Origin of the sequence: Maricaulis parjimensis (assembly GCF_016817355.1) — a bacterium.
Classification (GTDB): Bacteria; Pseudomonadota; Alphaproteobacteria; order Caulobacterales; family Maricaulaceae; genus Maricaulis; species Maricaulis parjimensis.
On sequence record NZ_JADOTT010000006.1, the window covers coordinates 139,624 to 165,641 of the forward strand.

At 64.3% G+C, this 26,018-nt stretch carries 19 protein-coding genes; 4 read left to right on the plus strand and 15 right to left on the minus strand.

Features of this window, described 5'->3' with window-relative positions; all coding sequences use genetic code 11:
• Positions 1-63 precede the first annotated feature (63 nt).
• The 4 genes from guaB to I0K07_RS11660 all read right to left on the minus strand — a co-directional run bounded on the left by guaB (position 64) and on the right by I0K07_RS11660 (position 6,554).
• The gene (gene guaB, locus I0K07_RS11645; protein WP_203293584.1) at positions 64-1,533 is read right to left on the minus strand and encodes an IMP dehydrogenase; all 1,470 of its coding nucleotides are present in this window, start codon (positions 1,531-1,533) and stop codon (positions 64-66) included.
• Between the two features lie 87 nt (positions 1,534-1,620).
• On the minus strand, positions 1,621-4,569 hold the full coding sequence (locus I0K07_RS11650; protein ID WP_203293586.1) for a tetratricopeptide repeat protein: 2,949 nt from the start codon (positions 4,567-4,569) through the stop codon (positions 1,621-1,623).
• A 136-nt stretch (positions 4,570-4,705) separates the two neighbouring features.
• Entirely contained in the window at positions 4,706-5,386 is a 681-nt protein-coding gene (locus I0K07_RS11655) for a DUF4336 domain-containing protein (RefSeq protein WP_203293588.1), read from the minus strand.
• Between the two features lie 91 nt (positions 5,387-5,477).
• Positions 5,478-6,554: a serine hydrolase domain-containing protein gene (locus I0K07_RS11660; protein ID WP_203293590.1), complete on the minus strand. Its 1,077-nt coding sequence runs from the start codon at positions 6,552-6,554 to the stop codon at positions 5,478-5,480.
• Between the two features lie 105 nt (positions 6,555-6,659).
• Here I0K07_RS11660 and I0K07_RS11665 point away from each other — a divergent pair, with 105 nt between their 5' ends.
• Positions 6,660-8,249, plus strand: a complete 1,590-nt coding sequence (locus tag I0K07_RS11665; protein WP_203293591.1) for a winged helix-turn-helix domain-containing protein — start codon at positions 6,660-6,662, stop codon at positions 8,247-8,249.
• Between the two features lie 116 nt (positions 8,250-8,365).
• Positions 8,366-8,773: an ExbD/TolR family protein gene (locus I0K07_RS11670; RefSeq protein ID WP_203293593.1), complete on the plus strand. Its 408-nt coding sequence runs from the start codon at positions 8,366-8,368 to the stop codon at positions 8,771-8,773.
• On the opposite strand, the gene I0K07_RS11675 is transcribed toward I0K07_RS11670, so the two are convergent.
• Positions 8,770-9,525 (minus strand): RlmE family RNA methyltransferase, encoded by a 756-nt coding sequence (locus tag I0K07_RS11675; RefSeq protein WP_203293595.1) that lies wholly within the window; start codon positions 9,523-9,525, stop codon positions 8,770-8,772. The genes I0K07_RS11670 and I0K07_RS11675 overlap by 4 nt on opposite strands.
• A complete protein-coding gene (locus tag I0K07_RS11680) occupies positions 9,522-10,628 on the minus strand; it encodes a Ppx/GppA phosphatase family protein (protein WP_203293597.1) in 1,107 nt (368 codons plus the stop codon). Before I0K07_RS11680 ends, I0K07_RS11675 begins: the two co-directional genes overlap by 4 nt.
• Before the next feature lie 212 nt (positions 10,629-10,840).
• Here I0K07_RS11680 and hspQ point away from each other — a divergent pair, with 212 nt between their 5' ends.
• Entirely contained in the window at positions 10,841-11,176 is a 336-nt protein-coding gene (gene hspQ / locus I0K07_RS11685) for a heat shock protein HspQ (RefSeq protein ID WP_203293599.1), read from the plus strand.
• A 10-nt stretch (positions 11,177-11,186) separates the two neighbouring features.
• On the opposite strand, the gene I0K07_RS11690 is transcribed toward hspQ, so the two are convergent.
• From I0K07_RS11690 to I0K07_RS11710, 5 genes are all read right to left on the minus strand, one after another.
• Positions 11,187-12,740: a class I adenylate-forming enzyme family protein gene (locus tag I0K07_RS11690; RefSeq protein WP_203293601.1), complete on the minus strand. Its 1,554-nt coding sequence runs from the start codon at positions 12,738-12,740 to the stop codon at positions 11,187-11,189.
• 109 nt (positions 12,741-12,849) lie between these two features.
• Complete coding sequence (locus I0K07_RS11695) at positions 12,850-13,857, minus strand: fumarylacetoacetate hydrolase family protein (RefSeq protein WP_203293603.1); 1,008 nt, start codon at positions 13,855-13,857, stop codon at positions 12,850-12,852.
• Between the two features lie 56 nt (positions 13,858-13,913).
• Positions 13,914-14,912 carry a sulfotransferase family protein gene (locus I0K07_RS11700; RefSeq protein WP_203293605.1) on the minus strand — a complete coding sequence of 333 codons (999 nt, stop codon included), beginning with the start codon at positions 14,910-14,912 and terminating at the stop codon, positions 13,914-13,916.
• Positions 14,913-14,925: 13 nt separating this feature from the next.
• A complete protein-coding gene (locus tag I0K07_RS11705) occupies positions 14,926-15,555 on the minus strand; it encodes a carbonic anhydrase (protein WP_203293607.1) in 630 nt (209 codons plus the stop codon).
• Positions 15,556-15,746: 191 nt separating this feature from the next.
• A complete protein-coding gene (locus I0K07_RS11710; protein WP_203293609.1) occupies positions 15,747-16,214 on the minus strand; it encodes a tetratricopeptide repeat protein in 468 nt (155 codons plus the stop codon).
• A 91-nt stretch (positions 16,215-16,305) separates the two neighbouring features.
• Between I0K07_RS11710 and I0K07_RS11715 the strand changes: the two genes are divergently transcribed.
• Positions 16,306-17,214, plus strand: coding sequence for a LysR family transcriptional regulator (locus tag I0K07_RS11715; RefSeq protein WP_203293611.1), 909 nt, complete (start codon positions 16,306-16,308; stop codon positions 17,212-17,214).
• A 9-nt stretch (positions 17,215-17,223) separates the two neighbouring features.
• Here I0K07_RS11715 and I0K07_RS11720 read toward each other — a convergent pair whose 3' ends face one another.
• The 4 genes from I0K07_RS11720 to I0K07_RS11735 all read right to left on the minus strand — a co-directional run bounded on the left by I0K07_RS11720 (position 17,224) and on the right by I0K07_RS11735 (position 25,928).
• A complete protein-coding gene (locus I0K07_RS11720) occupies positions 17,224-17,880 on the minus strand; it encodes a TIGR02466 family protein (RefSeq protein ID WP_203293613.1) in 657 nt (218 codons plus the stop codon).
• A 2-nt stretch (positions 17,881-17,882) separates the two neighbouring features.
• Positions 17,883-18,941 (minus strand): isoaspartyl peptidase/L-asparaginase family protein, encoded by a 1,059-nt coding sequence (locus tag I0K07_RS11725; RefSeq protein WP_203293615.1) that lies wholly within the window; start codon positions 18,939-18,941, stop codon positions 17,883-17,885.
• Positions 18,942-19,032: 91 nt separating this feature from the next.
• On the minus strand, positions 19,033-21,069 hold the full coding sequence (gene pbpC, locus I0K07_RS11730) for a penicillin-binding protein 1C (protein ID WP_203293617.1): 2,037 nt from the start codon (positions 21,067-21,069) through the stop codon (positions 19,033-19,035).
• A gap of 2 nt (positions 21,070-21,071) precedes the next feature.
• Positions 21,072-25,928: an alpha-2-macroglobulin family protein gene (locus tag I0K07_RS11735; RefSeq protein WP_203293619.1), complete on the minus strand. Its 4,857-nt coding sequence runs from the start codon at positions 25,926-25,928 to the stop codon at positions 21,072-21,074.
• Positions 25,929-26,018: the final 90 nt, after the last annotated feature.

Genomic DNA, 26,018 nt, shown 5'->3' on the forward strand with positions numbered 1-26,018 from the left:
CGCGCAAGACGACGCCGGGACATGGCCTCCATACGCGGATAGAGGCTTGTCCCGGCGGCGCTTTTAGCTGGTGGTCGGGTAGTTCGGCGCTTCGCGCGTGATCTTCACATCATGCACATGGCTCTCGCGCAGGCCCGCATTGGTGATGCGGACGAATTGCGCGCGCTGGTGCAGATCGGCGATCGTACGGGAACCGGTATAGCCCATGGCCGCGCGCAAACCGCCGACCAGCTGGTGCAGGATCGGTCCGACCGGCCCTTTGTAGGGCACCTGACCCTCAATCCCTTCCGGCACGAGCTTCATGCGCTCGGTATCCTTCTGGAAATAGCGGTCGGCCGAGCCGGCCGCCATGGCGCCCAGCGAGCCCATGCCGCGATAGGATTTGTAGGAGCGGCCCTGGTAGAGGAAGACCTCGCCCGGGGCTTCTTCCGTACCGGCCAGCAGCGAACCGACCATGATGCAGTCAGCGCCCGCGGCAATGGCCTTGGCCATGTCACCGGAGAATTTGATCCCGCCATCGGCGATGATGCAGGCATCGGAGCCTTCCGCGGCGCGGCGGGCATCCATGATGGCCGTCAGCTGCGGCACGCCGACACCGGCGACAATGCGCGTGGTGCAGATCGAGCCCGGCCCGATCCCCACTTTCACGCAATCCGCCCCCGCATCGATCAGCGCCTTGGCACCGTCATAGGTGGCGACATTGCCGGCCACGACGCGGGCGGCATTGGAGGCCTTCTTCACGCGGGTGACCTGGTCGAGCACGGATTGGGACTGGCCGTGCGCCGTATCGATCACGATCACGTCGACACCGGCATCCATCAGGGCTTCAGCGCGTTCAAACCCGCTATCGCCGACCGTGGAGGCGGCCGCGCAGCGCAGACGGCCCTGGCTGTCCTTGGCGGCCATGGGGTGGGCCTGGGCCTTCTCCATGTCCTTCACCGTGATGAGGCCGATGCAGCGGTCATCCTCATCCACCACCAGGACGCGTTCGATCCGGTGCTTGTGCAGTTTGGCGCGCGCCTCCTCGGCCGGCGCCCCCTCGCGCACCGTGACCACGTCGCGCGTCATCAGATTGCCGACCTTCTCGTTCGGGTCGTCGGCAAAGCGCACATCACGATTGGTGATGATGCCGACCAGCTTGCCCGGCTTGGCCGGCGTGGCGCCTTCGACCACCGGAATGCCGGAAATCTTGTGCTGTGCGATCAGGGCCCGAAGTTCGGCCAGGGTCGCATCCGGTGCGATCGTCACCGGATTGACCACCATGCCGCTCTCGAACCGCTTCACCCGGCGCACTTCCTCGGCCTGTTCGGCGATGGTCAGATTGCGGTGGATGACGGCCAGCCCTCCGGCCTGCGCCATGGCGATCGCCATGCCGGCTTCGGAGACGGTATCCATGGCGGCGGCCATGATGGGAATGTTCAGCCCGACATCGGGAGCCACATGTGTGGACACAATGGCATCGGCGGGAAGAACTTCGGACGGGCCCGGTTGCAAGAGCACGTCATCGAAGGTGAGACCTTCGCGAATCTCCATGGGAGACTCCTCTCTGCTGCTTGCGGCGCGGCAATAGAATGGATTCGACGGGGTGGCAAGGGCCCAAGGCGCGACTTGATGGAATTGTCACAATTGGGGGGTGTCGGAGGGGGCGTCGAGGGCGGCGAGTTTGGCGCGGACTCGGGTGAGGGATTTGGTCGCGGTGCCATAGTCGTAGGGCATGTGTTCTGAGGTGTAGACGAGCAGCGAATTTTCAAAGGCCTGGACGGCCAAGTCGAGTTGGTCACGAGCATCGAAACCTTCTGCGTCCGCCATCGCCTCCCGGCAAAGGCCAATATTCTCTTGCGTCATCGCCCACAGAACCGGCATGTCGGTTGGGGTTCTTACCTGCAAAGCCGCCTCAAACGCCACAACAGCTTGCCCCAGCGCTCTCGCGCCGATTTCCCCGCCCTGCCGCTCCCCAAGGCTGGACAGCGCGATACCCAGATTGTTTTGCGTTGTCGCCCAATGAGCCGGCATGTCGGCTTGAGTTCGCACCTGCAGTGCCTCCTCCAACGCCCCTATAGCTTGGCGCAACGATCTCACGCCCGCCTCCCCGCCCTGCCGCTCCCCAAGGCTGGACAGCGCGATACCCAGATTGTTTTGAGTCATCGCCCACTGAGCCGGCATATCGGCTTGTTTATAGACCTGCAAAGCGGCCTCAAATGCTTCAGCAGCTTGTTCCAACGCTCTCGTGCCCGCCTCACCGCCTTGCCGATCCCCAAGGCTTCGAAGCGTGTTTCCCAGATTGTTTTGCACCGTTGCCCAGCCGGCTGGCATGTCGGCTTGCTTATAGACCTGCAAGGTCGCCTCATACGCCTCAACGGCTTGCCCCAGCGCTCTCGTGCCGGCCTCGCCGCCTTGCCGCTCCCCAAGGCGGGTGAGCGCATTACCCAAGTTGATTTGCGTCATCGCCCACTGAGCTGGCATGTCCGCTTGAGTTCTCACCTGCAAGGCCGCTTCAAACGCCTCAACAGCTCGACCCAACGCTTTGGCGCCCACCTCACCGCTCTGCCACTCTCCAAGACGGTACAACGCGGCGCCCAGGTTATTTTGCGCCGTTGCCCAGTCGGCTGGCATGTCGGCTTGCTTAAAAACCTGCAAGGCCGCCTCATACGCCTCAACAGATTGCCCCGCCGCTCTCGCGCCCGCCTCACCGCCCTGCTGATCCCCAAGGCTTCGCAATGCAATGCCCAGATTGTTCTGCGTCATCGCCCACTGAGTCGGCATGTCGGCTTGCTCATAGACCTCCAAGGCCGCCTCAAAAGCCTCAACAGCTTGCCCCAGCGCTCTCGCGCCTGCCTCTCCGCCCTGTCGATCCCCGAGGCTTCGTAACGCAGTTCCGAGATTGTTCTGCGTCGCTGCCCAGTCTTTCGGCATGTCGGCATGCGTATAGACCTCCAAGGCCGCCTCAAAAGCCTCAACAGCTTGCTCCAGCGCTCTCGCGCCCGCCTCTCCGCCCTGTCGATCCCCGAGGATTCGCAACGCAATACCCAGATTATTCTGCGTCGCTGCCACGTCAGCCGGCATGTCGGCTTGCGTGTAGACCTGCAACGCCGCCTCAAACGCCTTAATAGCGCGGGCGTGGGCCGCCAAGCCAGGCATCAATTTTCCATAATCATCGCTCACATCGCCTTCGGAGAAGCGATATTGCGCCATGGCTTCCAGATCAAAGCCCTGCACGAGGTCCGCCGCAGCCGCGTAGTGATCAGCCGCCTCCATTAAGGCACCGCGCGCACGTGCGGCCTCCGCCCTTCGGGCCTTGAACTGCGCTGCCGTGATGGTTTCGAGGCGCTCGGCCTCTTTTGCTTCGTTTGCCGCCGCCACTTGTCGATTTCGCGCTACCCGCGTTCGTTCGACGATTTGCATCTGTGCCGCATCCAACTCGGCAAGAGCCTCATCGGCACCTTCCACATCACCTTCCTGCACACGCTCCAACGCGCGATCTCGAATGGACAACAAATCAGCAGGAATGGAGTTACTCGGATCTTGCAGCGCTGCAGTAAGGTCCACCAGAGCTTCGGCTTGTCCAAAAAAAGCGGTTTCCAGTGCCTCGTGCGGCAATTCAGGCCACAGACTGAGCGCTCTCAATATGCCTCGAGCCTGATCCTCACTGATCCCCTTCGCAGGCTTATCAAGCATCCGCTCGATAGACTGCCGGAGCCGCACATTCTCTGCCCTGTCGCGTTCACTCACCTCGATCAGGTAAGCGACCCCTTGATGCGTTTCCGCCAGGATCATGGCGTCAAGCTTGTGACGGAATGAAGCTTCGTTCTGACGCTTATTCTGAACCAAGGATTTGAAGGTCGGCCAAAATCCTTCTGTCTCGGATCGGAATTGCGCCACGAAGCGCGCCGGCATTTCGCTATCCCAATTGGTGTCGTCAGACGCTGTGGCCGCCACCAACTCGCCAAACACCGTGTCTTGCATAGAGGCAATGAAGGTGCCGCGCGCCTCCTCCACGACGAGACCAAAATCACTCCCTGCGTTCACAAGCGCGGTCTGCCGAGCATCTGAAAAATCGAGCAATTCGATCGCCAACAGCGCCAGGCGATCTGCGTCGCAGAACAAGTCCTTTTCGGCCCCGGATTGTTCGGCAGGCGTGAACCAGGATCCGATGAATTCCGAGAACTGAACCGATTTCCGCACATTGTCGGCCAGAACTCCTGCGGTCACATCCTTGAGACGTGTTCTGGGCAGCTCGGCCCGCCCGTCCAAAATCTTGTCCGGGTCACATTTCAACTGTGCATCCAGCCAGGTTGAAATACGCATAAGAACGGGAGAACCCGCCACGCCATCCTTCAGGTCTTGGGCGCTCTGCAAAAGGACGCGCCTCGTCGCCTCAAGCCTTGCTTGCCTGATAGCTTTGAGCAGGAAATGGTTGGCAGGGACTGCCGCAGGGTCAGCCAACGCTTGCCAGTCTGAGCCCGCCTTCTGGGCCAGCCGTTTGGCAACATCATCACCAATTGCTCCAGCGACGGCAGCAACGACTAACGGACCGGACACACCAGCCGCACCCGTCGCCAACCCGGTCAATATTGTACTCAGTGCCCCCAAAAAACCGCTCCGCTCACGCCGCAATCCGTCCGCATGCAAGCTTAGCGCGCTCAAACTTCGGAAGAAAACCCAATCGGGAAATCAAATGTGGAGAGAGTGGACGGATCCTGCGCCCCTACCCCAACCACGCAAACGCCTGGTCCAGAACCGCCTGCGCGTCCTCATGCACGACCGGGCCATGGGCCACGACCAGTTGTTCGCACGGCCACTCCCGAATGCGGGCCATGGCCGGGCGGGCGGCGGGTTTGTCGGTGAAGGCAAGTCGGAACTTGTTGGGGACGGACAGGGTGTGCCGGGTCATCCCGTCCCACCGGGCGATCCAGCGGCGCCAGCCGGTGAACCAGTCTGGCGGGAATTCTTGCAGCAGATCGGTGACAATCACCGTGCCGCTGGCGCGGTGGAAGAAGACGACTTCCGTGGTGATGGCATTGCCCGGCACAACGACCTGGTCGATCTCGCCAGCCCAGGCCGGGTCAGACGCGTCGGATAAAGTGGTGGCGAAATCGAGATCCAGGCGTTTCTTCGCCAGCCCCGGCGCGGCATGCAGCCGTGCAGACGGATAGGCCGCATGCCAGTCGGTCAGGGCGAGATCGTGCAGCGAATTCGGCGCGATGATATCGGAGACCAGGCCCAGGGCGTCGACGGCCTGTTTGGTGGCTGCGTCCAGGGCAATCGGTGACCAGACCCAAAGCCGGTCATTCGCGAGCCGGATCACCACCATCCGGGTCGGGAATACAAACCCGCCCAGCCCCGTCACAGTGGGGCCGTCCATCAGGACCAGCCCTGTTTGATCCATCCCGTTCACCCAACCCTCCGGCGACCCTCTTGCGGCAATTACAGCGCGAATGCGGGGCCGGAACAAGCGATCCAGCCCCGTCCCCGGAACATCAATTGCCGGCCTGCAAGCGCGCCACGATCTCGGTCTCGAAGAAGGCCTGGGCATTCTGGTGCATCTGGCGTGTGTTGAAGTCGGTATTGGTGAAAACCAGGGTCACGCCGAAATCGGGCAGGATCATCACGCGATTGCCGCCATTGCCGGTCATCGCGGCCGCCCAGAAACGCTGCCCGTCCACCTCATAGGGCATCAGCCACCACAGATAGCCGTATTCCCAGCCCGGCGTGTCCGGGATGGCGGCGTGATGGGCCAGTGAGGCCTCAACCCAGTCCTGCGGCAGGATATCCGCGCCGTCGCGGCGATAGAGTTCACCCAGGGCGCCCAGAGCCTGTGTCGTCAGGCGCAGCCCGCCGCCCATATGGGCCTGGCCTTGGCCATTCATCGCCCATTCCAGCGCATCGATGCCCAGCGGCATCAGGATGCGGCGTTCGGCGTAGTCGGTGAAGGCTTCGCCCGTAGCCCGGGCCACGACCTCGCCCAGCAATTGGACTCCGGCCGTGCAATAGGAGAAGGCGCGGCCATAGGGGCTGTCTTCCGGTGGGGTCTGCCAGGCGGGAAAGCCCCGCACCGGCAAATCCCAGAAGAAAGCGCTCCAATTCTCGACCAGATACATGCGCTCCTCATTGCCGCGGGAAAACTCGTTCCAGTCATTGCACTCCAGCGGACCACTCATGGTTAGAAGATCCTCCACCGTCACCTCGAATTTGCGTGGGTCGGGATTGGCGAAGGGCATGAGTTCGGGGAAGAAGTCGGCGACCGGGCTGTCCAGCGCCAGGGCCCCGTCCGCGATGGCCGCGCCGACCGCCATGGACGTCACCGTCTTGGTGACCGAACGCGTGTCGTGCAGCGTGGTCGCATCAGTGTCCTGGAAGTAGGCCTCATAGACCGGCTCCCCGCCCGACAGGACGAGCAGGCTGGTCACCGTGCCATAGGTGTCGGCTTCGACAGCCTGGCTGACGGCAAGGCTGCTCTCTTCGGACCAGTCGAGCGACTGGCTCCAGGCCGGTGCTGGCGTGACGGGCAGAAGAAAAACCGAACCGGCGAGCAGGACGGGCTTGATCATGGACATGAGCTTGGGTTTCCTCGTGTGATGTCGGGGTGTGAAACACACGCCAAACTGGCCCCAAGGCCGGTCCGGGATCACTTGAAGAATTCTGAAACGGCCTGAAGACACATGAATGAGACCCCGGAAACACCGGCTGACCCGGCCAGACAGGGCAGTCTGAAGAGCGGCGATCTGCGGATTGACCTCAATCGCCGCATCGTCTGGCGCGGCGGCATGCCGCTGGACATTTCCGACCTCAGTTTTGACCTGCTCGTCGCGCTCGCCCGCCAGCCCGGCGAGGCCATGGACATGCATGCCATGGCGAGACAAGTCTGGAATCAGGCTTCGGTCAGCGAGGAGACGATCGCCCAGCGTGTCGCCCTCCTGCGCAAGGCGCTGGGTGATGGGGCGCGCCAGCCGCGCTATATCCGCACGGTTCGCAATTCCGGCTATGCCTGGATGCCGCCTGTCGCTGAGGGACCAGCCATCCCACTGCAAGGCCGGATGGTGAAAGCCTTCAGCCTGGCCGGAGCGCTGGCTGTCGTGATCGCTGGCGCGGCGCTGATCCTGCCCCGCCTGGACCTGTTTGAGGCAGCCGAAGCGCCCGCCACCGCAACGGACACGATCGATACCAGCCTGCCCCTGCAACGCGCGCGCAATCTGCTGGAACTACACCGCCCGGCCGACACCGACACGGCCATCGACTTGCTGGACGGCATCCTGGCGACCCATCCCGATCATGCCGGAGCCCGGCTCAGCCTCAGCTTTGCCCTGACCACACGGGCCACGAAATTTTCCGGGCAGGATGATGATGTCAGCCGCGCCGAAGCGCTCGCCCGTTCCCTGCTCGCCGAGGATACGGGGCAAGGATCGGCCTGGCACGCCCTCGCCTATGCTCTGGATGCCCGCGGACAGCTGGACGATGCGCTCAGCGCCTACACCCAGGCCTATACGCTCGATCCGCGCGATGCCGCTGCCCTGTCCTCGGCCGCCTATCTCCTGCGCGTGCGCGGCCGTCTGCACGCCGCCCTGCAGCTGGAAGCCCGTGCGCTGGAAGCCGGACCGCCCACACTCTATGGCCCGCTGCAGATCGCGGTCTGTCTCGACCTGGTCGAACATCCGGCCGCGGCGGCCTGGTGGGATCGCGCCCTCACCGCCGGTGCCGGGGAAGCCGTGGTCCTGGCCGAACGCATGCACACGGATATGCGCCAGGGCCGGCCGGCCAATGCCCTGGAACGCTTTCAGCAAGCTGGCCCCGCCCTGCAGGACACGCCGCGCCTTCAGCGATTGGCGGGTCTGGCTTATTGGCGGTTGGGGGATACAGACCGGGCCCGCCCCTGGTTCGAACGGGCCGGGGAAGCCGCCCTGCCCGAACGTGCCATGCTGGACGCGTCCGGTTCACAGGCCGATACGCTGACACAGGACTGGCTGGATGAGGCGCTGCAGGACGGTGCCAGCTGGCCGGATCTGCGCATCCGACTCGCCGAAGTGGAAGCGTCTGCCGGCCATACACAGCGCGCCATCGAACTGATCGGCACCGCCATTGATCTGGGCTGGCGCGATGTGGCGTGGATTGAAACCTCGCCCGCCTTGCTGCCGGTCACGGCCTCGGCCGCCTGGCCGGACCTGGCCCGGCGCATCGAGCGGGAATTGGCGGCGCAAAGACGCCTGATCGAGGCCGACCCCGCGCTCGTTTCATTAATATACGCCCCGAATTGACCCCCTAATCGTCGCGTTTTCGCCCTCTCGCCGGCCCGCTTACGCCCCGGATCGGGCCTGCAATCCTGTGCGGTGCTGAAGGGACGCACCGGATAGGAGCCCATGGGGAGGCTTTCATGCGCAAACGCTTTCGCAAGAAGGATGAGAGCGCCGAGGTCAATATGACCCCGATGCTGGATATCGTCTTCATCCTGCTGATTTTCTTCATTGTTACGGCCACCTTCCTGAGTGAGGAAGGGGTGGATATGCGGCCGCCGCCTGACTGTACCGGCGATGATTGCGGCACCGGTCCGCCGCCGATCGTGGTTCAGGTCGACAATGAGAACCAGATATTCGTCAATGGCACCCGAACCGATGTCGACCGCGTCCTCGCCGCCGTCAATCGCCACCGCGCGGAGGAACCCAATAGTGCTGTTCTTCTGGAGGTTTACGACGAGGCCGAGCATGGCATCGTCGTGCAGATCTGGGATGAGATGGGGGCAAATGGCGTGCCGGTCTCGATCCAGCGCACCCGCGAGGACTAATCCTCCTTCTTGCCCTTGAAACCCATTGCAATCACAAAGGTTTCGGCACTTTCCGACCGGCTGGCATCCGGTTTGAAGTGCCGGACTTTCTCGAAATTATGCTTCAACAGGTCGAGCAATTCGCCATCGGATCCCCCCTGGAACACCTTGGCGACAAAGAAGCCACCCGGTTTCAGGGTTTCCAGCGCGAAATGCGCCGCCAGTTCCACCAGGGCGACGATGCGCAAATGGTCGGTCTTCTTGTGACCGGTCGTCCAGGGCGCCAGGTCCGAGATCACGGCATCGGCGGGACCGCCCATTTCCGCCTTCACCAGGTCCGGTGCATCATCCTCGGAGAAGTCGTGCTGCAGCAGGGTCGCGCCCGGAATGGGTTCGATTTCAAGCAGATCGATGCCGACGACCTCAGATGCATTGGCCTTCAGCGCGACCTGGACCCAGCCGCCCGGCGCGGATCCCAGATCCACGACCCGCATGCCCGGCTTGAACAGTTTGAAGCGTTCATCCAACTGCAGCAGCTTGTAGGCGGCGCGGGAGCGATAGCCCTCCATCTGGGCTTTCTTGACATAGGGATCATTCAGCTGGCGCTGCAGCCAGCGCGTCGAGGATGATTTGCGGCCACGCGCCGTCTTCACCCGCTCGAACATCTGCTTGGCCGCCCGGGCATCCCCGCCCTTGGTGACAGGACCGGAGCGCCGGCGCCGGCGCTTCTCGCCGCCCTCTTCGCCTTCCGGCTTGTCGTTCTCGTCACTCATGTCTCGGCTCCGGAGCTTTCGCCCGATGATTTGCGGCGGCGACGCCGCTTCTTGGGCCGCCGCATCAGATTCAGCAACATGCCCTCGCGCAGCCCCCGGTCACCGACCCGCAAACGGTCCGCCGGCCAGGCTTCTGCCACGGCCTCGTAAATCGCGCAGCCCGCCAAGACAAGCTCTGCGCGGTCGGAACCAATGGTCGGTTCCTGGGCCCGACCGGCCACATCCAGATTGCGCAGGCGGGCGCAGGCGGCCAGGGCCTCTTCCCCGCTCATCCACAAACCGTCCACGCGGGAACGGTCATAGCGCGGCAGCCGCAAATGCACACCGGCCATCGATGTCACCGTGCCACTGGTCCCGACAAGGTGACCGCGGCCTTCATCGAAGAGTTCGCGCATCGCCCGCGCCCCGCGCGGTGTCTTGATCTGTCGACGTGCATAGGACTTCATCTCGTCATACCAGGCCTCGCGATCCTCCCGTTCGGGAAAGCGCTCGGACAGGGTGACGACGCCGACCGGCGCCGAGGTCCAGGATTTCATCGGCGGTCGGCCGCCACTTTCCGGTCCGCCGCGACGGCGCCACTCGGCGAGGTCGACCCAGGACAATTCCGTCGATCCACCGCCGATATCAATCACCAGCGCCGCATCCTTTTCCGGATCCAGAAGGTCGATACAGCCATGGACGGCCAAACGCGCTTCTTCCTCCGGGGAGATCAGGTCAAACTCCAGACCGGTTTCCTCTTGGACACGGGTCAGGAAGGCTTCGCCATTGCCGGCCATGCGGCAGGCCTGTGTGGCGATGGAGCGGTATTTGATGACATTCTGCCGGCGGATCTTGCTGGCGCAGATCTTCAGCGCCTCGACCGCACGATCCATTGCGTCCTGGGAGAGATTGCCCTCGCTCGCCACGCCTTCGCCCAGACGGACAACGCGCGAAAACGCGTCGACAACCTGAAATCCACCGCCTGACCTCTGGGCCAGCAGCATGCGGCAATTATTCGTGCCGAGGTCGATTGCGCCGTACACCGGGGCCGGTGCGCGTTTGCGACCACCCCGCTTGCGTCCGGCGGCAACGCGGCCCGGCTTTCCGGGCGTGGTCTCCGCCATGATATCCCTTCCGCCGACCGGCGCGCTCGAGCTGCCCGAAGGCAGCGGCGCATCTCGAATCGACCATGAAACAGTGTCTTGGCCAGAATACCCTGATGCGTTCCGTCTGCAAGGATGCGTGACGGAACGCACCTGTTTTCGTAGCTTGTTGCTCAACCCGCCCCATATAGGGGTTTCAAGACATCAAACTGGAAACGCGTTAGAGTAAGAGCATGGAAATTCGCCACGCCAAATTCGCTCTCGGTGATGTGGTTCGCCACCGCCTCTTCCCCTTCCGGGGCGTGATCGTGGATGTGGACCCCGAATTCGCGAATACGGAAGAATGGTATGAGGCCATTCCCGAAGACATTCGCCCGCGCAAGGACCAGCCCTTCTACCATTTGCTGGCCGAGAATGAGGACAGCTATTACGGCGCCTATGTCTCGGAGGGCAATCTCTTGCCGGATGCCGAAAACGGTCCGGTCGGCCACCCGCAAGTGCCCGAAGCCTTCGAGGAATTCGACGGCCAGCGCTATACGCTGCGTGACGGGCCAGAGCAGGCGCACTGACCCGACAGGCTCACTCGCCGGCCGCGTAGACCTCCTGGAGCTCACGTTTGAGCACTTTGCCGATCGCGCTGCGCGGCAGGGTGTCGATGATACGGATGTCTGACAGGCGTTGCATCTTGCCCAGCTTGGCATTGGCCGCGGCCAGGATATCAGCCGGTTCGGCCGCGCCCGGTTCTGCCAGGCAGACAAAGCCGACGGGCGTTTCGCCCCAATCCTTTGACGGTACGCCAACCACCGACGCGTCCGCCACGGCCGGATTGTCCAGCAGGATCGCTTCCAGATCGGCCGGATAGATATTCATCCCGCCGGAAATGATCATGTCCTTGGCGCGCCCGACAATGGTGAAGAAGCCGTCCTCATCGACACTGGCCAAATCGCCGGTCCGGATGAAGCGCTCACCCTCCGGCGAGAACCATTCGGCCTCGCGGGTTTTGTCGGAGCGGCCGTGATAGCCGGTCATCATCGCACCGGACCGTCCGACCACTTCACCGATCTCGCCCGGCGGCAATTGCGACCCGTCCGGACCGATCACGCGGATGTCGTGCCCGGGCATGGGCTGGCCGACCGTGTGCAGCTTGTCGGGATGCTGATGGGCGATCAGGGCACAGGTGCCGCCGCCTTCCGTCATCCCGTAATATTCGATCAAGCCACCGGGCCAGCGCTTGAGGACCTCGGCCTTGAGCTCTGCCGAGAAAGGCGCGGAGGTGCAGAATTTCAGCGTGTAGGCCGACAGGTCGAACTGGTCGAAATCCGGTTCCGCGAGGATGCGCTGATACTGCACCGGCACCAGCATTGTGTGCGTCACATGATGCTGTTCCGCCAGTGTCAGATAGGCATGAGCATTGAACTTCGGCATCAGGACAAGCGTGCCGCCGCCCGCCAGGGTCGGCAGGACATGCACCAGGGTGGTGTTGGAATAGAGCGGCGTCGATACCAGGGCGACGGCCTGGGGACCGAAACCGACGGTCTCGCCGAGATGATTGTGCGGCCAGCGCATCTTGAAGCTCTGGACAATCCCCTTGGGCACGCCGGTCGTGCCGGAGGAATAGATGATGTTGAAGGCCATGTCCGGCGTGATCTCGATCACTTCCGGCTTTGAACCTTCCGGCGCCATCCAGTCATCAAGCGCCTGTCCCTCAGCCCCGGGATCAAGCGCCAGGCGCTTGGCCTCCACTGCGCCGGAAGCCTCTGAAAGGTGGGCAGAAACACCGGCGTCCGTCGCGAGGTGCGACGCGCCGCAATCGGCGATCATGGCCTGCAACTGGTCAGGCGTCGCCGAGGGCGAGAGCGGTGCAATCGCCGCCCCGGTCCGCAAGGTTCCGATGAAGAAGGCCATATAGTCGATGGAGGACAAGGCACAGATGGCTGCCACGCCGCCCGGTCGCACGCCGTCCCGCTGCAGCGCCGCCGCGATCCGGTCCGCCCGGGCATCCAGGCCGGCATAGGTGATCTGCGCATCCCCGCAGATGATCGCGACATGGTCCGGCCGGGCCTGGGCCTGCAGCCGGATGAATTCGGGAAACACGCCGAAGCTTTGTTCGGCATAGGCCTTGATCGGGTCCAAAACCCTCTCCCCTTCAAGTTTTGGAGGCGAGGTATGCCCTCGCCTCCTGCTATTCTTGATAAGGAGATTAGCGCTGCCGCCACCGGTATGGAAGCGGCCGGATCAGGTCCTAGACCTTCACCACTTCCTGTTCGATCGCGCCGAAGATGGACTTGCCATCCTTATCCTTCATCTCGATGCGGACCGTATCGCCATAATTCATGAAGGGTGTTTTCGGGGCGCCGTCATTGATCGTCTCGATCATGCGGATCTCGGCAATGCAGGAATAGCCAACGCCACCTTCGCTGATCGGCTTGCCGGGCCCGTCATCCAGCTTGTTGGACACGGTGCCTGAACCGACAATCGTACCGGCCGTCACCGGGCGGGTCTTGGCGAGGTGGGCAATCAGCTGCGGGAAATCGAAGGTCATGTCGATGCCGCACTCGGCCTTGCCGAACAGTTCGCCATTGTATTTCACCAGCAGGGGCAGGTGCAGTTTGGCACCATCCCAGGCATCGCCCAGCTCGTCCGGCGTCACGGCAACCGGCGAGAAGGCGCTCGGCGGTTTGGACTGGAAGAAGCCGAACCCCTTGGCCAGCTCGGCCGGGATCAGGCCACGCAGGGACACATCATTGACCAGCATGACGAGGCGGATCGACTTCGCAGCCTCTTCCGTGGAACACCCCATCGGCGCATCACCGGTCACCACGGCCACTTCGCCTTCCATGTCACAGCCCCAGGCCGTGTCCCCCAGCGGAATATCCGCGCGCGGAGCCAGGAAAGCGTCAGAGCCACCCTGATACATCAGCGGGTCGGTCCAGAAGGTGGCCGGCATTTCGGCATTGCGCGCCTTGCGGACCAGTTCGACGTGATTGACGTAGGCCGAACCATCGGCCCACTGGAAAGCCCGCGGCAGCGGCGACAGGGCTTCACGCTCATGGAAGCGTTCGCGCGGAATGGTCTCACGCTCCAGCTCGGAGGACAGGCTGCGCAGCTCCGGCTCGCATCGTTCCCAATCATCCAGGGCGGCCTGCATGGTGGGGGCAATGCGCGTGGCATCGGCACACCAGGCCAGATCCTTGGAAACAACGACCAGACGGCCGTCGCGATTGTCGGATTTGAGCGTTGCGAGTTTCATGTCTGTCTTCCTTTGGTCGGCGGACATTGATGACCGGACACTACCGGCCTCTGGGGTTAGATCAGCGCGTTGGGCAAGACGCCGTCACGCGGAGATTGGGGAAACAGGCCGTAACTCCACGCAATGATCGCGTCGAGTTCCGGTCCCAGTTGATCAGCAATACGTTCGGCCTCTGCCTTGCGACGATCCGGCCCGAAGGCCTGCGAGGCGTCCTTGGCGTCGCGCTTGAACAGCGGGCCGTTCGCAGTGGCCGTTATGTGGGTCGTACCCAGGCCCAGACCGAAGAAGTCATCGACCGCGGTCAGGGCGGGTTCGGGATCGGCCACGAACAGGTCGCCGTCCAGCGAGGCGAAATGATCGCGCGGCCCCTTGGCGAACGCCTCCAGCATGGCGGCCACCTGCATCTGCCAGACGAGCGCGGCGATCTGCAGATCGGACATCTGCATCAGCTGCCGCGGATCCGTGCGGGCAATGGGATGGCCATCCATGGCGAAGATCGTGAACAGGCGCCGTGCGAAGGACCGTCCCGCCTCCCCTTTCTTTGCAATGGAAATCAGAAAGGCGCGCAATTGCGAGGTCAGCAGGACGTGACGGGCCTCCGGGTAGAGACGCGCCATGTCGGCGATGAGGTTATTGACCGTATTGGTCGGCTTCAGGGTGACGAAGCCCTCTCCCTCGACCGGCTGGCACAAGGCCGGCATCACACCGCGGATCCAGGTGTCGCTGACCGCGGCGCCCTGACGCCGCTTGATGTTGGAGATTTCCATCAGGGCAGCCGGTTCGCGCAAACCCAGATTGGTGCCCGGCTTGTCCAGACAGCGGGCCAGCAGGGTCGAACAGCAAAAAGCCGTATGCCAGATGAAGACGGGACGGGCCTTGGGTGCCTGCTGCGGCATGTCGGCCAGGCGCACCGGGCGCGTTGGGAAGCCAGACCGGTCCCAGCGCTCGTCCAGAAACGGCGTTTCCGCGAGCGCAGCCCGGTCCACCTCGCACAGGCGCACGACCTGGTTCTGCGCGTCCAGCGCATCGGCGAACCAGATCTTTTGTGCGCTCATCGACATCCCTCTATCAGACGGCAGAGAATTCGCCGTCGGACCCCAGCCATTCCAGAACACCGTCATGGATGGAGAAACGGGCGCCATGCAATTCCAGCCCCCGCTCCTCGATCGCATCGCGGACAAAGCCGAACTGCTTGAGACGTTCCAGGGAATGCTTGATGGAGACAAGTTCCAGATGCGGGGCCAGCTTGCTTGCCTCCGACGTGCCGACCTCAGCCTCGGCTTCCGCACGGGCCGGGTCCATCGTCTTGAGCCAGGGGCCAAGATAATCGCTGGGCACACCGGCCAGACCGGTCGCGCAGGCTTTCACGCCGCCGCAATCACCATGCCCCATGACCAGCACGCCCTTCACTTTGAGGACTTTCACGGCGAATTCCAGTGCTGCCGAGACCCCATGCAAGCCGCCCCCCTGATCCTTCGGCGGGACGAGATTGGCGACATTGCGGACCACGAAGAGTTCACCCGGCGCCGCGTCGAAAATCGCGGCGGGATCAACCCGGCTGTCGGAGCAGGCGATCACCAGGGTGTGCGGGGTCTGCCCTTCGGCGAGGTCGGCATAATGCGCCTGTTCCACGCGGAAACGGCCGCCCTTGAAGCGCTTATAGCCGTCATGGAGTGTCTCCGGCGGTATGGCGGACATCCAGCTCTCCTGTCATGGCCATCATCAGCACAGACCGCTGCGGCCCGTCCATGGCAGGGGTTCTAGTTGCATTCGAAACCAACGGAAAGCCCGACGCAGCAGACCCGCGAGGACCGGACAGGAAAAAAGGCCGGGACGCGAACGTCCCGGCCTTCAGGCAAGTGCGATAAGGCTATAGCAGTCTGGGAGGATCAGCCGGCCGCAACGCACTGGGACAGAGCCAGGTTCGCCGTCACTTCATCCTCGCCCGAGGACGCGGTTTCAGCCGCCTGGAAAGCGGACAGGGCCGCATCCGGCTGGCCGCTCAACCACAAGGCAGCGCCCCGGTTGTTGAGCGCACGCCAGGCGCCATCACGCATTTCCAGCGCCGTATCGCAGGACTCGATGGCCCGCTCATACTCACCGGTCGCAGCATAGGCGGCGCACAGATTGGTCAGGGCCGCGACCTTGTGGCCCGGGGCCCCGCGAGAGGCCAGGATTTCTTCGCCGAAGTGGATGGCATCGGCCCATTCACCCCGGCTCACTGCATTGTACTGAGCCCGCACAACGCCATTGGCGGTACGATGGCCGGCAAACTGGGGAGCCGTGTCACAGGACTGGGCATAACCCACAGACGAAAACACGGCCGCCAAGGCGACCGCAGCAGAGAGAGCGCGCATCTCAGAATCTCCAATGTGAACACTGTTTAGTTTTAGAACTAAGTTCTGCGAATGAAATTGACGATTCAGGATGCGGTGAATACAAAAACGTATGGATGATTGGTCCGACTATCTCGTTTGCCTGGCTGTAGCCGAGGCAGGCAGCCTGACCGCCGCGGCTCAACAGCTCGGCGTCAGCCAACCCACTGTGACCCGCCGCCTGCAGGCGCTGGAACAGCGTTTCGGTGAACCGGTTTTTGACCGGGACCAGGGCCAGTCTCGCCTGACAACCCTCGGCCAGAAAGTCGTGGCCCATGCCAAGCGCATGCGTGAGGAAGCCTCGGCGATCGAACGAGCCGTGATCGCCCAGGACCAGTCCTTGTCGGGCCTCGTCGTGGTGTCCGCCTCTGAAGGCCTGGGTGCCGACTGGCTGCCACGCGCACTCGCCTCCTTCCAGCGGGCCAATCCGCAAATCGGGATCGAGATCGCCATCAAGAATCATTCGGCCAACCTGGCTGATCGGGAGGCTGACATTGCCCTGCGCTGGAATGGGCCCGGCACACAACAGAGCCTGATCGGCCGCCGCGGGGCCACTGTGGGCGCCGGCCTTTATGCCGCCCGGGAATATCTGGATGAGTATGGCCGTCCCGAAAATGTCGAAGACCTGGCCGACCATGCCTGTGTCGGCTGGACGGTCGGAGATTTCTTCGGCTGGCCCTCCACCGTGTCCGGCTCGGCCGTGGTGCCGAAGAATATCTCCTTCAAGGCCAACAGCCCGGCCAGCCATCTCAAGGGGATCGAGGCCGGGTTCGGGGTTGGCGTGACCTCCCACCGTCTGGCCCGCCATTGCGACAATATCGAGCGCATCCTGCCGGAATTCACGACATCACTGGACCTGTGGGTCGTGGCGCACGAGACCGTCCGCAAAAGCGGGCGGGTGCGCGCGGCCTTCGACCACATCATTGCGCAGATGCAGGCCGACAGCGCCTATTTCACACGCGGTGAGAGCTCGATTCTCTAGATCTGGTGCCTAAGCCTGCTCCGGCGGTGGTGCCGGCAGGGCCAGGATGTTCATGGCGATGGAGATACGCTCGCGCGGTCCCGAGTGGGGGCGCACGGCATGCATCATCCAGGACGGGAAAATCACCAGCTTGCCGGGTTCCGGACGCACCCGGAACTGGGAGAGTTGCTGCTGCCCGTCCTCATCCTTGAAGACCAGGTCCGGCGCGACCATGCGCACCATGGGGAAACGCGGATCCTGGGCGACGAAAGCGCCTTCGGTCTGGTCTCCGCCATCATCGATGTAGAAACTCGCCGACCAGAAGGAGCCCGGATGGGCGTGCATCTGGTTGGAGGCCCCGGCGGGCGAGACATTTGCCCACATCTCCATGCCCATCTCGTAACGCGACTGCCCTTGCACACCATTGAGATCGCTCGTGAAACGGCCGCAGACCTGCAGCGTCTCGCGAGCCAGCACCATGGCGGGCTCACCACCCCAATGCAGCATCTCAATGTCGGAATGCCAGCCATGGATGTTCGAGCGCCGCACGCCGGGCGAGCGGGCCTTTTGCGCCATGATCACGTCGCGCAGGGCCGGCACCAGCGTGTCCGCCTGGGGCAGGCGCACTTCGATCAACGGCGTGCAGAACAGCCGGTTGACGGTGATCTCGGGCTCACTCGCGCTCATGCCTAGTCCTCATCGCCATAAATGGAGACGACCGGCTCACCGCCTTCGCTCTGGCGGGCGCGATACATGCCGGGCGTGTTGAAGCTCCAGGCAATATCGCCCGCGGCCGTCAACGCCACGATCCCGCCATCGCCTTCCAGCGCGGTCAGTTCGTCCTGGATCACCCGGTCTGCCGCGTCCTGCAGGGACAGGCCCTGAAGCTCGACGAGCGCGCAAATGCGGCTGGCCACGGTGAGACGGATGAAATACTCGCCCGTCCCCGTCGCGGAGACGCCGCAGCTTTCATTATTGGCGTAGGTGCCGGCCCCGATGATCGGGCTGTCGCCGACCCGGCCCCAGCGCTTGGCCGTCGTGCCCCCGGTCGACGTGCCCGCTGCAATATTGCCGTCCCGGTCCAGCGCCACGACACCGACCGTGCCGAAACGATGTTCCCGGCTGTCACGTTCCAGTGCGCCATGATCAACGGGTTCCGGCTCCGGCGCACCTTCCGGCCGCGGCGGGATCGGCAGGCCGAGACGGTTCAGGGCGCGTTCCAACGAGGCCCAGCGGCGCTCGGTGAAGAACCAGGCCGGCTCGACGATTTCCAGATCCTGCTCGCGGGCAAAAGTCTCTGCGCCCTCGCCTTGCAGCATGACATGACGGGAATTCTCCATCACGGCCCGGGCCAGCGAGATCGGATGCCGGACCTGGGTCACGCCCGCGACGGCACCGGCATTCAAGGTCGCGCCATCCATGATGGACGCATCCAGCTCATTGCGGCCCGCCGCGGTGAAAACCGCACCCCGGCCGGAATTGAAGAGCGGGTCATCCTCGAGCCCGTGGATCACGGCGACCACGGCGTCCAGCGAGGAGCCTCCCTCGTCCAGCACGGCCTCGCCCCGTTCCAGAGCCGCATTCATCGCGGCGCGATAGGCCGCTTCCGTCTCCGGCGTCATGGCGCCCCGTTCGATCACACCGGCCCCGCCATGAATGACGAGCGCCCATTCACCGGGCTCACCGGCGAAGGCGGCAGACGTGGACAAGAGGGCGGCGCAGGCCGCCGGAAGAAATCGGCGCAACATGATGACAACTCCCCAAAGCTTTCGACCGGAAGACTTCCCTGTCCGGCGCACGGGTGCAAGCCCGTGGCGCTGTCACGAACCCGAAACGCCCCTAGCTGTCAGACAGGATGCGCACGCGGGAGCGCGCCTGGCGCCCCTGCGGGTCCACGGCCGTCACCGAATAAAATCCCGGCCCGGACGGGACCCAGACCGGCTCTCCCATGGCGTTGGTCGCCACCATTTCGCCATCGGCATACCAGGACAGCTCCCCCTCGGCCTGGGCCGACAGGACGAATCCGCGGCCGGCACGATCCGCCCAGACTTCCGCGCCATCGGGCGGAAACAGGATGTGGGGCGCCGGATCGGCCTGGAAATCAACGAGCGTCTCAGGTGTTTCCGGCAAGGCATTGCGGTCTTCAGCGCCCGACATGCCCTCCGGATCGATACGGCCAATGCCATCGGCGATCCGGAACAAAAGCGGCAGCGCCCCTTCCCGCCCGGTGACGCCTTCACGCGGGGCGCCATCGGCCCGCCCGGTCCAGACGACCAGTGTGTAATTGCCGGCCAGCCCGGCCGACCAGGCATCCCGGAAGCCGTAAGACGTGCCGGTCTTGAAGGCGATGTCGGGCGCCTGACGCGCCAGTGCCGCCGGCATGCGGCCACCCGGATGCGGTGCGCGGCGCAATATGTCGAGGATTTCCCCGGCCGATTCCGCGCTGAGCACCGGGTGGACCTCGCCCGGACCCTCATCGTCAAACCAGCGCAGGGGTTGGGCCACGCCTTCATCGCCCAGGGCCGCATAGAGGGTTGCGATCTGGCGTACGGTCAGACCCGCCCCGCCGAGAGCGACGGCCAGACCACTGTCCTGACCGGCCGAGCGTGGCCGTTCCGGACGGGCACCTGCGAATGCCAGGACCGCGTTGAAACGGCGCGCCCCGACCCCGTCGAGCGCCGTGACCGCGGGAACATTGAGCGAGTGCTGCAAGGCTTCTGCAATGGTGACATCGCCCCGGAAACGCCGATCGAAATTATCGGGCTGATAGCCGGCAAAGCGCCGCGGCAAATCAGAAATCCGGGTTCCGCCGGCGGCCAGACCATCATCGAAAGCCATGCCATAGATGAAGGGTTTCAGCGTCGAGCCCGGCGAACGCGGACGGTCTGTCAGATCGATCCAGCCTCCCGGACGGCCGCGGCTGGCCGAGCCGGCCAGGGCCCGCACTGCGCGCGTCTCTGTCTCCACGATCATGGCGGCGAACTGGACGTCTGGGGGCGTCTCCTGTGCCGCCAAGGCCAATTCATCCTGCAAGAGGCGCTGAAGATCGATATCGAGCGTGGAGACAATATCGTGCTGATCCGGACGCGCCGCGGCGAGATCAGAGGCGGCATGCCAGGCATCCGCAGGAAAGGCCGAACGGGCCGGAACCGGGTCCAGAGCGGCATCTGTAGAGGCACCTGCCCGGGCCAGGCCGACTTCGGCCAGACGATCCAGGACGCGGCCCCGCGCCATGCGCGCATTCTCGGGACGAAGGTCGGGACGGCGGGCTTCCGGTGATTGCGGCAGGGCGAGGAGAAGCGCGGTTTCCTCGATGGTGAGCTGTTCCGGTTCGCGGCCGAAATAGGCCCAGCTGGCCGCCCGGACCCCCTCCAGATTGCCGCCATAGGGCGCGAGCGTGAGATAGGCTTCCAGGATTTCCCGCTTGGAATAGCGCAGCTCCAACTGCACCGCCCGGACGATCTGGAAAAGTTTGGCACCCAGCGTGCGTTCCCGCGGCTCCAAGAGGCGGGCGAGCTGCATGGTGATGGTGGAACCGCCGGACACGATCCGGCCTGCCAGAAGACTGTCCCGGCTGGCGCGCATCAGGGCGAGCGGGTCGACGCCGGCATGCCGGTAGAAACGCTCATCCTCATAGGCCAGCAAGGCGTCGATGAAATGCGGGTCGATCCGGTCCAGATCGGCCGCCAGCCGCCAACGCCCCTCACTCACGGGAAAGGCACGCAGCACACGCCCATTGCGGTCGCGCACCACGGTGGAGACATCCGCCAGGGCCGCCTCCAGCGGCGGCGGATACTGGCGATCGAGCGCCAGCAAGCCCACCAGAAGGGCGAGGCCAAGAACACCGGCCCAGTATATCCGGTGAAGTCCCAGCATGATCAGCCGCGCGGCGCGATCACGACCCGACCGGTTTCCGACCGCGCGAAGGCATCCACGGCATACATGTCCTGCGCGACCACACCCGGCAGGGTGTATTCGCCCGGTGTCACGGCCCGCACGATATAAGCCACGCGCTCGGCCCGGCGATTGCGCAGATCGACAGCCGCCACATAGCGGTCATCCCGCGCCTCCGCGACGCGCGGCGCATTGATCCGGCCCAGCCAGGCATAGGGACCATTGCGGCCGGCATCAGCCGGTTCCACGACGGCCTCGATCTCAAAGCCCGGCGGCAGGAGGTCTTCCACGATCACCGGCATGAGACGCTCTGTCTCCGGCGCCAGGGTGATGTCCACCATCAGGCGATCCCCCTGCACAAGCGCTTCCAGATCAACCGGCGAGCCATCAAGGCGGCGCACGCGTTTCTGGACGGCCAGACCTTCACGCGCAGCCTCAGGCGGGGTGAGCGACTGACCATGAGCGAACTGGGTCACCCAGACCGGCGTATCGCTCTCCACGGCAAAGCTCGCACCGGCATCCAGCGCCGACATGTCCAGATCGAACTGGCCCGGTCCCTGAGCGGCAACACCGGCGGGCGCTGCCACCTGCACACCTTGATCACCGGCCATCGCCCGCGCTGCGAAGAGCAGGAAGGCCTTTTGCTGGGTATTCAGCCGCGCCGGTTCCGGCAGGTCCGCCGACACGCGGTCCGCCAGTCGGGCAACGCGGTCCGCATCACCGACTTCAGCGGCCAGGGCGAGCACACCCGCCAGGTCGCGGCGGGCGGATTGGTAGTAATTGCCCGGATTTTCAAAGCCCAATGCCGCCTCGGCAGCATCCAGGGCAGACATGGTCCGGGCCTGGTCGCCGATCAGATAGAGCGCAGCAGCGATCTGGGCCCGTGCGAGCGGGCTGTCGATCTCGTCCAGCCGCTGGTCATGCATGTAGCGCAGGCGCGACCGGTCAACACGTCCGGCCCGGGCCAGCACATAGAGCGCATAGGACACGGAGCGATCGCTCATCCGTTCGGACGTGTCGGTCTGGCCCTGCCAGCGATAGATGGAGGTGTCATAGCCCGGCACCCGCCACATCTCACCGGCAGCGATGTGTTCCAGAGCGGTGTAGGCGCGCTCCAGAGCCGCATCGGGAACGGCATAACCTTCAGCCTTCGCACGGGCGAGGAAGTCGGTCATGTAGACACCGATCCAGGGACGCGCAGCGCGGTCACCGACCCGCCACAAGCCGAATACGCCATCCGAACCCTGACGGGAGAGCAGCGTGCCGATGGCCGCCTGGATCTCGGCCCGGGCGCCTTCCGGACCGTCCAGACCGGCCGCATCGGCCAGCGGAAGGGCGTACAGCAGGGGCAAGGCCCGGCTGGTGATCTGTTCGCCACAGCCATAGGGGTAGCGGTTCAGGGATTGCAGGAGCGCGGCCTCGTCCAGCGGTGTTGGCGAGAAGCTGAGCGACAGGCTGGCCGATCCCTCCAGATAGCCGGCCAGGGCATCCGCCGGCACGGTCCAGCTGTCTCCCGGCATGACCCGTCCGCGAACGATGTCAGAGGAGGCGAGCCAGGCCGGACGTACTTCGATCGGATAGGAACGGGACACGTCGAAACCACCCGGTCCGCTGACGGCCAGAGCAACTTCACCGATCGCGGCACTCGTCCCACCCAGCGCATAGCGCCGGTCCACCCGTTCGCCGGCCGCCAATTGCAACGTGTCCGCCGCATCGAAGCTGACCGGGCCGGAGCCGTTGAGCGTTGCGGCGTAGGCACCGGCTTCGCCGTCAACATTGTCGATGGTCAGTGTGGCGGTGGAAACATCGCCCGGCGCGAGGAAGCGCGGCAGGATGAGTTCGGCGGGAACATCATCCCGGACGGTGAGCGGCTGGGCCGCCTGCCCGACGGCCCGGCCCGTCCAGGCGACCGCCATCAGGCGGAGTTCGCCATTGAAGTCCGGAATTTCCAACGTCACCGAGGCACGTCCATCACGCCCCACTTCGACCGGCCCCGAATAAAGCGCGACCGTGCGGGTCGGCACGACGGTCAGACCGGCTCCGCCAATCTGGTCACCGCCCTGACGGACCGGCGCGGCAGCCCCCTGATTGGGGTCGAGCAAACGCCCGTAATCATCATAGAGGTCCACATCCAGCGCGGCCTGGCCGAAATACCAGGCTTGCGGATCCGGGGACGCAAAGCGGGTCAGGGCAAGAATTCCCTCATCCACAGCAGCCACCGAGACATAAGCGCCGGAGCGGACGGGGCCTTCGATCTGAAGGTCCAGCGTATAGGTCTGGCGGGGATGGATGCGATCGGGCGCGTCGAAACTTACACTCAAGGTGCGGTCGGACGTATCCACCGGCAGATAGCTAACACCCACGGCGCGGCGCGGAGCCGGACGGTCGACCGGATCACGCGGCGTGTAGACCGTCACCATGGCATAGGCGCCGGCACCCCAGTTTTCGGTGACCCGGAAATCGATCTCGGTTCCGCCTTCATCCAGGCTGATTGTGCGGGTCTCCAGGACCCGGTCGCTGGCGATGACGATTTCGGCCTCACCGGCATAAGGGGGCAGTATGGTCAGGCGGGCGCGGTCACCCACGGCGACAGGCGCATCGGGGCCGGACACGGCCACCTGGTCGGGCGCCTGGGTGCCGGGTTCGCTATCGCCGCCCCAGCCAACCCAGAATCCGCTCGAGGCGGAAATGCCGCTGGCCGGTTCGGTCAGGATGATCTGGTAATTGCCCCAGTCCAGGCCGGGCAGGACAAGGTCTTCGGACTGTTCGCCATCGAGGCGCAGCACGCCGGTTTCGATCGGCACGACATGGCGGGTCCGCCGCCATTGCCAGCGGCCGCCATCGGTGCGGTACCAGTCATAGTCCCAATCGATACGAACGAGCTGCCAGCCCAGTTCCGCGGCTTCCGGATTGCCCAATCCATCCAAGGCGATGACGCCGAACCGGGTTTCCCGATTGCGGGCAGCGCGGCCCTCGAATTGCGGCTGCAGGCCGATATAGAGCGGGGCCGGACGGTAGGGAATGCGCACATCATCGGCGACGGCGCGGCCGCCCGGCTCGATGGCCGAGATGACGGCACGGATCCGCAGCGGCTGACTGGCATCTTCTCCAATCCCTTGCGGATCAAGGCGTTGCAACGCCATGCCCGCGCCATCCGCCACTGTGGCCGGCATGTCCAGCGAGCGTTCCCGGAAGGGTGTTTCATGGCGGCCGAAGCTGAAGCCGGACCAGTCGTCGAAGGGGCTGGGGTCGGTTTCAACGCGCAGGCGGCCTTCAACGGCGAGGCCGGCACCCGGCGCGCCGTAGAGGAAGCGGACATTGGCTTCCACATCGCGCGTTTCCCCTGCCATGACAGGGGTTTGCGTGTCAGCTTCGAGATCGAGGGCAATGCGTTGGGGGACGAAATCCTCGACCGAGAAACGGGTGGAGGCGACGCGGCCATAGCCATCCATTTCAGCAACGATGCGCCATTCGCCACGTGCGGCCGCAATCGGTAAGTCATAGTTCCAAAAGACAGATCCGGCCTGGGCGGCATCGGGATAGCGGGCATTGGCAATCTCGATCCCGTTTGGACCAAAGGCGGTCAGGGTGACGGGGCGGTCGGAAATGGCGACAACCTCGCTATCCCGCACCATGGCACCGATCCGCACAGTCTCGCCGGGGCGGTAAATCCCCCGGTCCAGCCAGAGATATCCATCAGCCCCGTCGGGACGCTGGCGGCCGGAAATACCCTGGCCGGACAGGTCGACCGGATTGCGCCGGAAATCGAGCACGGCGAAATCATTGTCCGGTCCGTAGGCCAGCAGGAGACGCGGCGCCATGGCCCCCTCGCCCCGCACCAGCGGCGCCGCAAAACGGGCATGGCCGTCTGCATCCGTTTCGGCCGCGGCGAGAACTTCATTGGAGCCAGCGATGAGCTCGACACGCACATCCTCGACCGGACGGGCCGATTGCAGCGAGCGGACGGTGAAGTCGATCCCGTCCTGGCCACGATAGGCGGTCAGGGCCAGATCGGTAATGACCAGCCAGCGATTGGCGCGCGCGGGATTGCGATAGCCGTCATCAGCCTCGGCCGCGTCGCGAATGGCAATATAGTAAGCCCCGGGCGTCAGCGTGCCGATGGCTTCGGCCAGCGGGAAAACCGTGGTGACAGGCGTGTTCAGCGGCCCGTCCGTATCCATTTCACCGGACCAGATTTCCTCGCCCACTTCGAAGGGACGTTCTTCCGGCGGAGTCCAGTTGTAATCCCCTTCGGCCCCGTTGAAGCCCTGGGTGATGGAGCGGAAAGCCAGGGCCCGGTCTGTGACCCGCCAGAGCTCGATATCGACACTGTCGACATTGACGGTCTCGATGGCGAGCCCGTCCGCATCACGGCGCGGCAGGATGACCCCGTCCCCGGCAATGCCGACATAGGCCGGACGGTCGCCGAAATCGACCGGAATGGTCTCGTCAGCCGGCAGGGACTGACCATCGGCGGCGGGCAGGCCTGTGCGCAGGATAATTTCCTGGCCATCCCCGAAACCCAGACCGCCGATGCAGAGGGTTTGTCCACTCACCGAGAGGGCGATCGGGCGCTGCGGGCTGACGGTGACATAGGAGGCGTAATCCACGTCCGGGTCGAGCGGTGTGGTGAAGCCAAGGCAAAGCTCAGGCGCGTCACCATCCACGCTAACCGTATATCGCAAAAAGGAAAAACGGGTTGAGACCTCAGCGGCGGCGCGCGGCGCATCGGCGGGACGGGCATCAAGTTGCGGCCCTGTATCCTCCGGCTGGGAGGGCGAACAGGCCACCAGACCCAAGCCAAGGACGATTCCTGCAAGACCACGACGCCAGTGTTTCATGCGACCTCTCCCCTTCCCGAGGCCGCAAGCATAAGACATTGTTAACGAAATGACACCGGCGAATTGGCCCGGCGAACCGGTTTTTTAAAG

Excerpts from the sequence above, each read along its gene's own strand:
- guaB (WP_203293584.1), bottom strand. The coding sequence starts at position 1,533 with ATGGAGATTCGCGAAGGTCTCACCTTCGATGACGTGCTCTTGCAACCG.
- I0K07_RS11655 (WP_203293588.1), bottom strand. The coding sequence starts at position 5,386 with ATGGATCAAACAGGGCTGGTCCTGATGGACGGCCCCACTGTGACGGGG.
- I0K07_RS11660 (WP_203293590.1), bottom strand. The coding sequence starts at position 6,554 with ATGTCCATGATCAAGCCCGTCCTGCTCGCCGGTTCGGTTTTTCTTCTG.
- I0K07_RS11665 (WP_203293591.1), top strand. The coding sequence starts at position 6,660 with ATGAATGAGACCCCGGAAACACCGGCTGACCCGGCCAGACAGGGCAGT.
- I0K07_RS11670 (WP_203293593.1), top strand. The coding sequence starts at position 8,366 with ATGCGCAAACGCTTTCGCAAGAAGGATGAGAGCGCCGAGGTCAATATG.
- I0K07_RS11675 (WP_203293595.1), bottom strand. The coding sequence starts at position 9,525 with ATGAGTGACGAGAACGACAAGCCGGAAGGCGAAGAGGGCGGCGAGAAG.
- I0K07_RS11680 (WP_203293597.1), bottom strand. The coding sequence starts at position 10,628 with ATGGCGGAGACCACGCCCGGAAAGCCGGGCCGCGTTGCCGCCGGACGC.
- hspQ (WP_203293599.1), top strand. The coding sequence starts at position 10,841 with ATGGAAATTCGCCACGCCAAATTCGCTCTCGGTGATGTGGTTCGCCAC.
- I0K07_RS11695 (WP_203293603.1), bottom strand. The coding sequence starts at position 13,857 with ATGAAACTCGCAACGCTCAAATCCGACAATCGCGACGGCCGTCTGGTC.
- I0K07_RS11700 (WP_203293605.1), bottom strand. The coding sequence starts at position 14,912 with ATGAGCGCACAAAAGATCTGGTTCGCCGATGCGCTGGACGCGCAGAAC.
- I0K07_RS11705 (WP_203293607.1), bottom strand. The coding sequence starts at position 15,555 with ATGTCCGCCATACCGCCGGAGACACTCCATGACGGCTATAAGCGCTTC.
- I0K07_RS11710 (WP_203293609.1), bottom strand. The coding sequence starts at position 16,214 with ATGCGCGCTCTCTCTGCTGCGGTCGCCTTGGCGGCCGTGTTTTCGTCT.
- I0K07_RS11715 (WP_203293611.1), top strand. The coding sequence starts at position 16,306 with ATGGATGATTGGTCCGACTATCTCGTTTGCCTGGCTGTAGCCGAGGCA.
- I0K07_RS11720 (WP_203293613.1), bottom strand. The coding sequence starts at position 17,880 with ATGAGCGCGAGTGAGCCCGAGATCACCGTCAACCGGCTGTTCTGCACG.
- I0K07_RS11725 (WP_203293615.1), bottom strand. The coding sequence starts at position 18,941 with ATGTTGCGCCGATTTCTTCCGGCGGCCTGCGCCGCCCTCTTGTCCACG.
- pbpC (WP_203293617.1), bottom strand. The coding sequence starts at position 21,069 with ATGCTGGGACTTCACCGGATATACTGGGCCGGTGTTCTTGGCCTCGCC.
- I0K07_RS11735 (WP_203293619.1), bottom strand. The coding sequence starts at position 25,928 with ATGAAACACTGGCGTCGTGGTCTTGCAGGAATCGTCCTTGGCTTGGGT.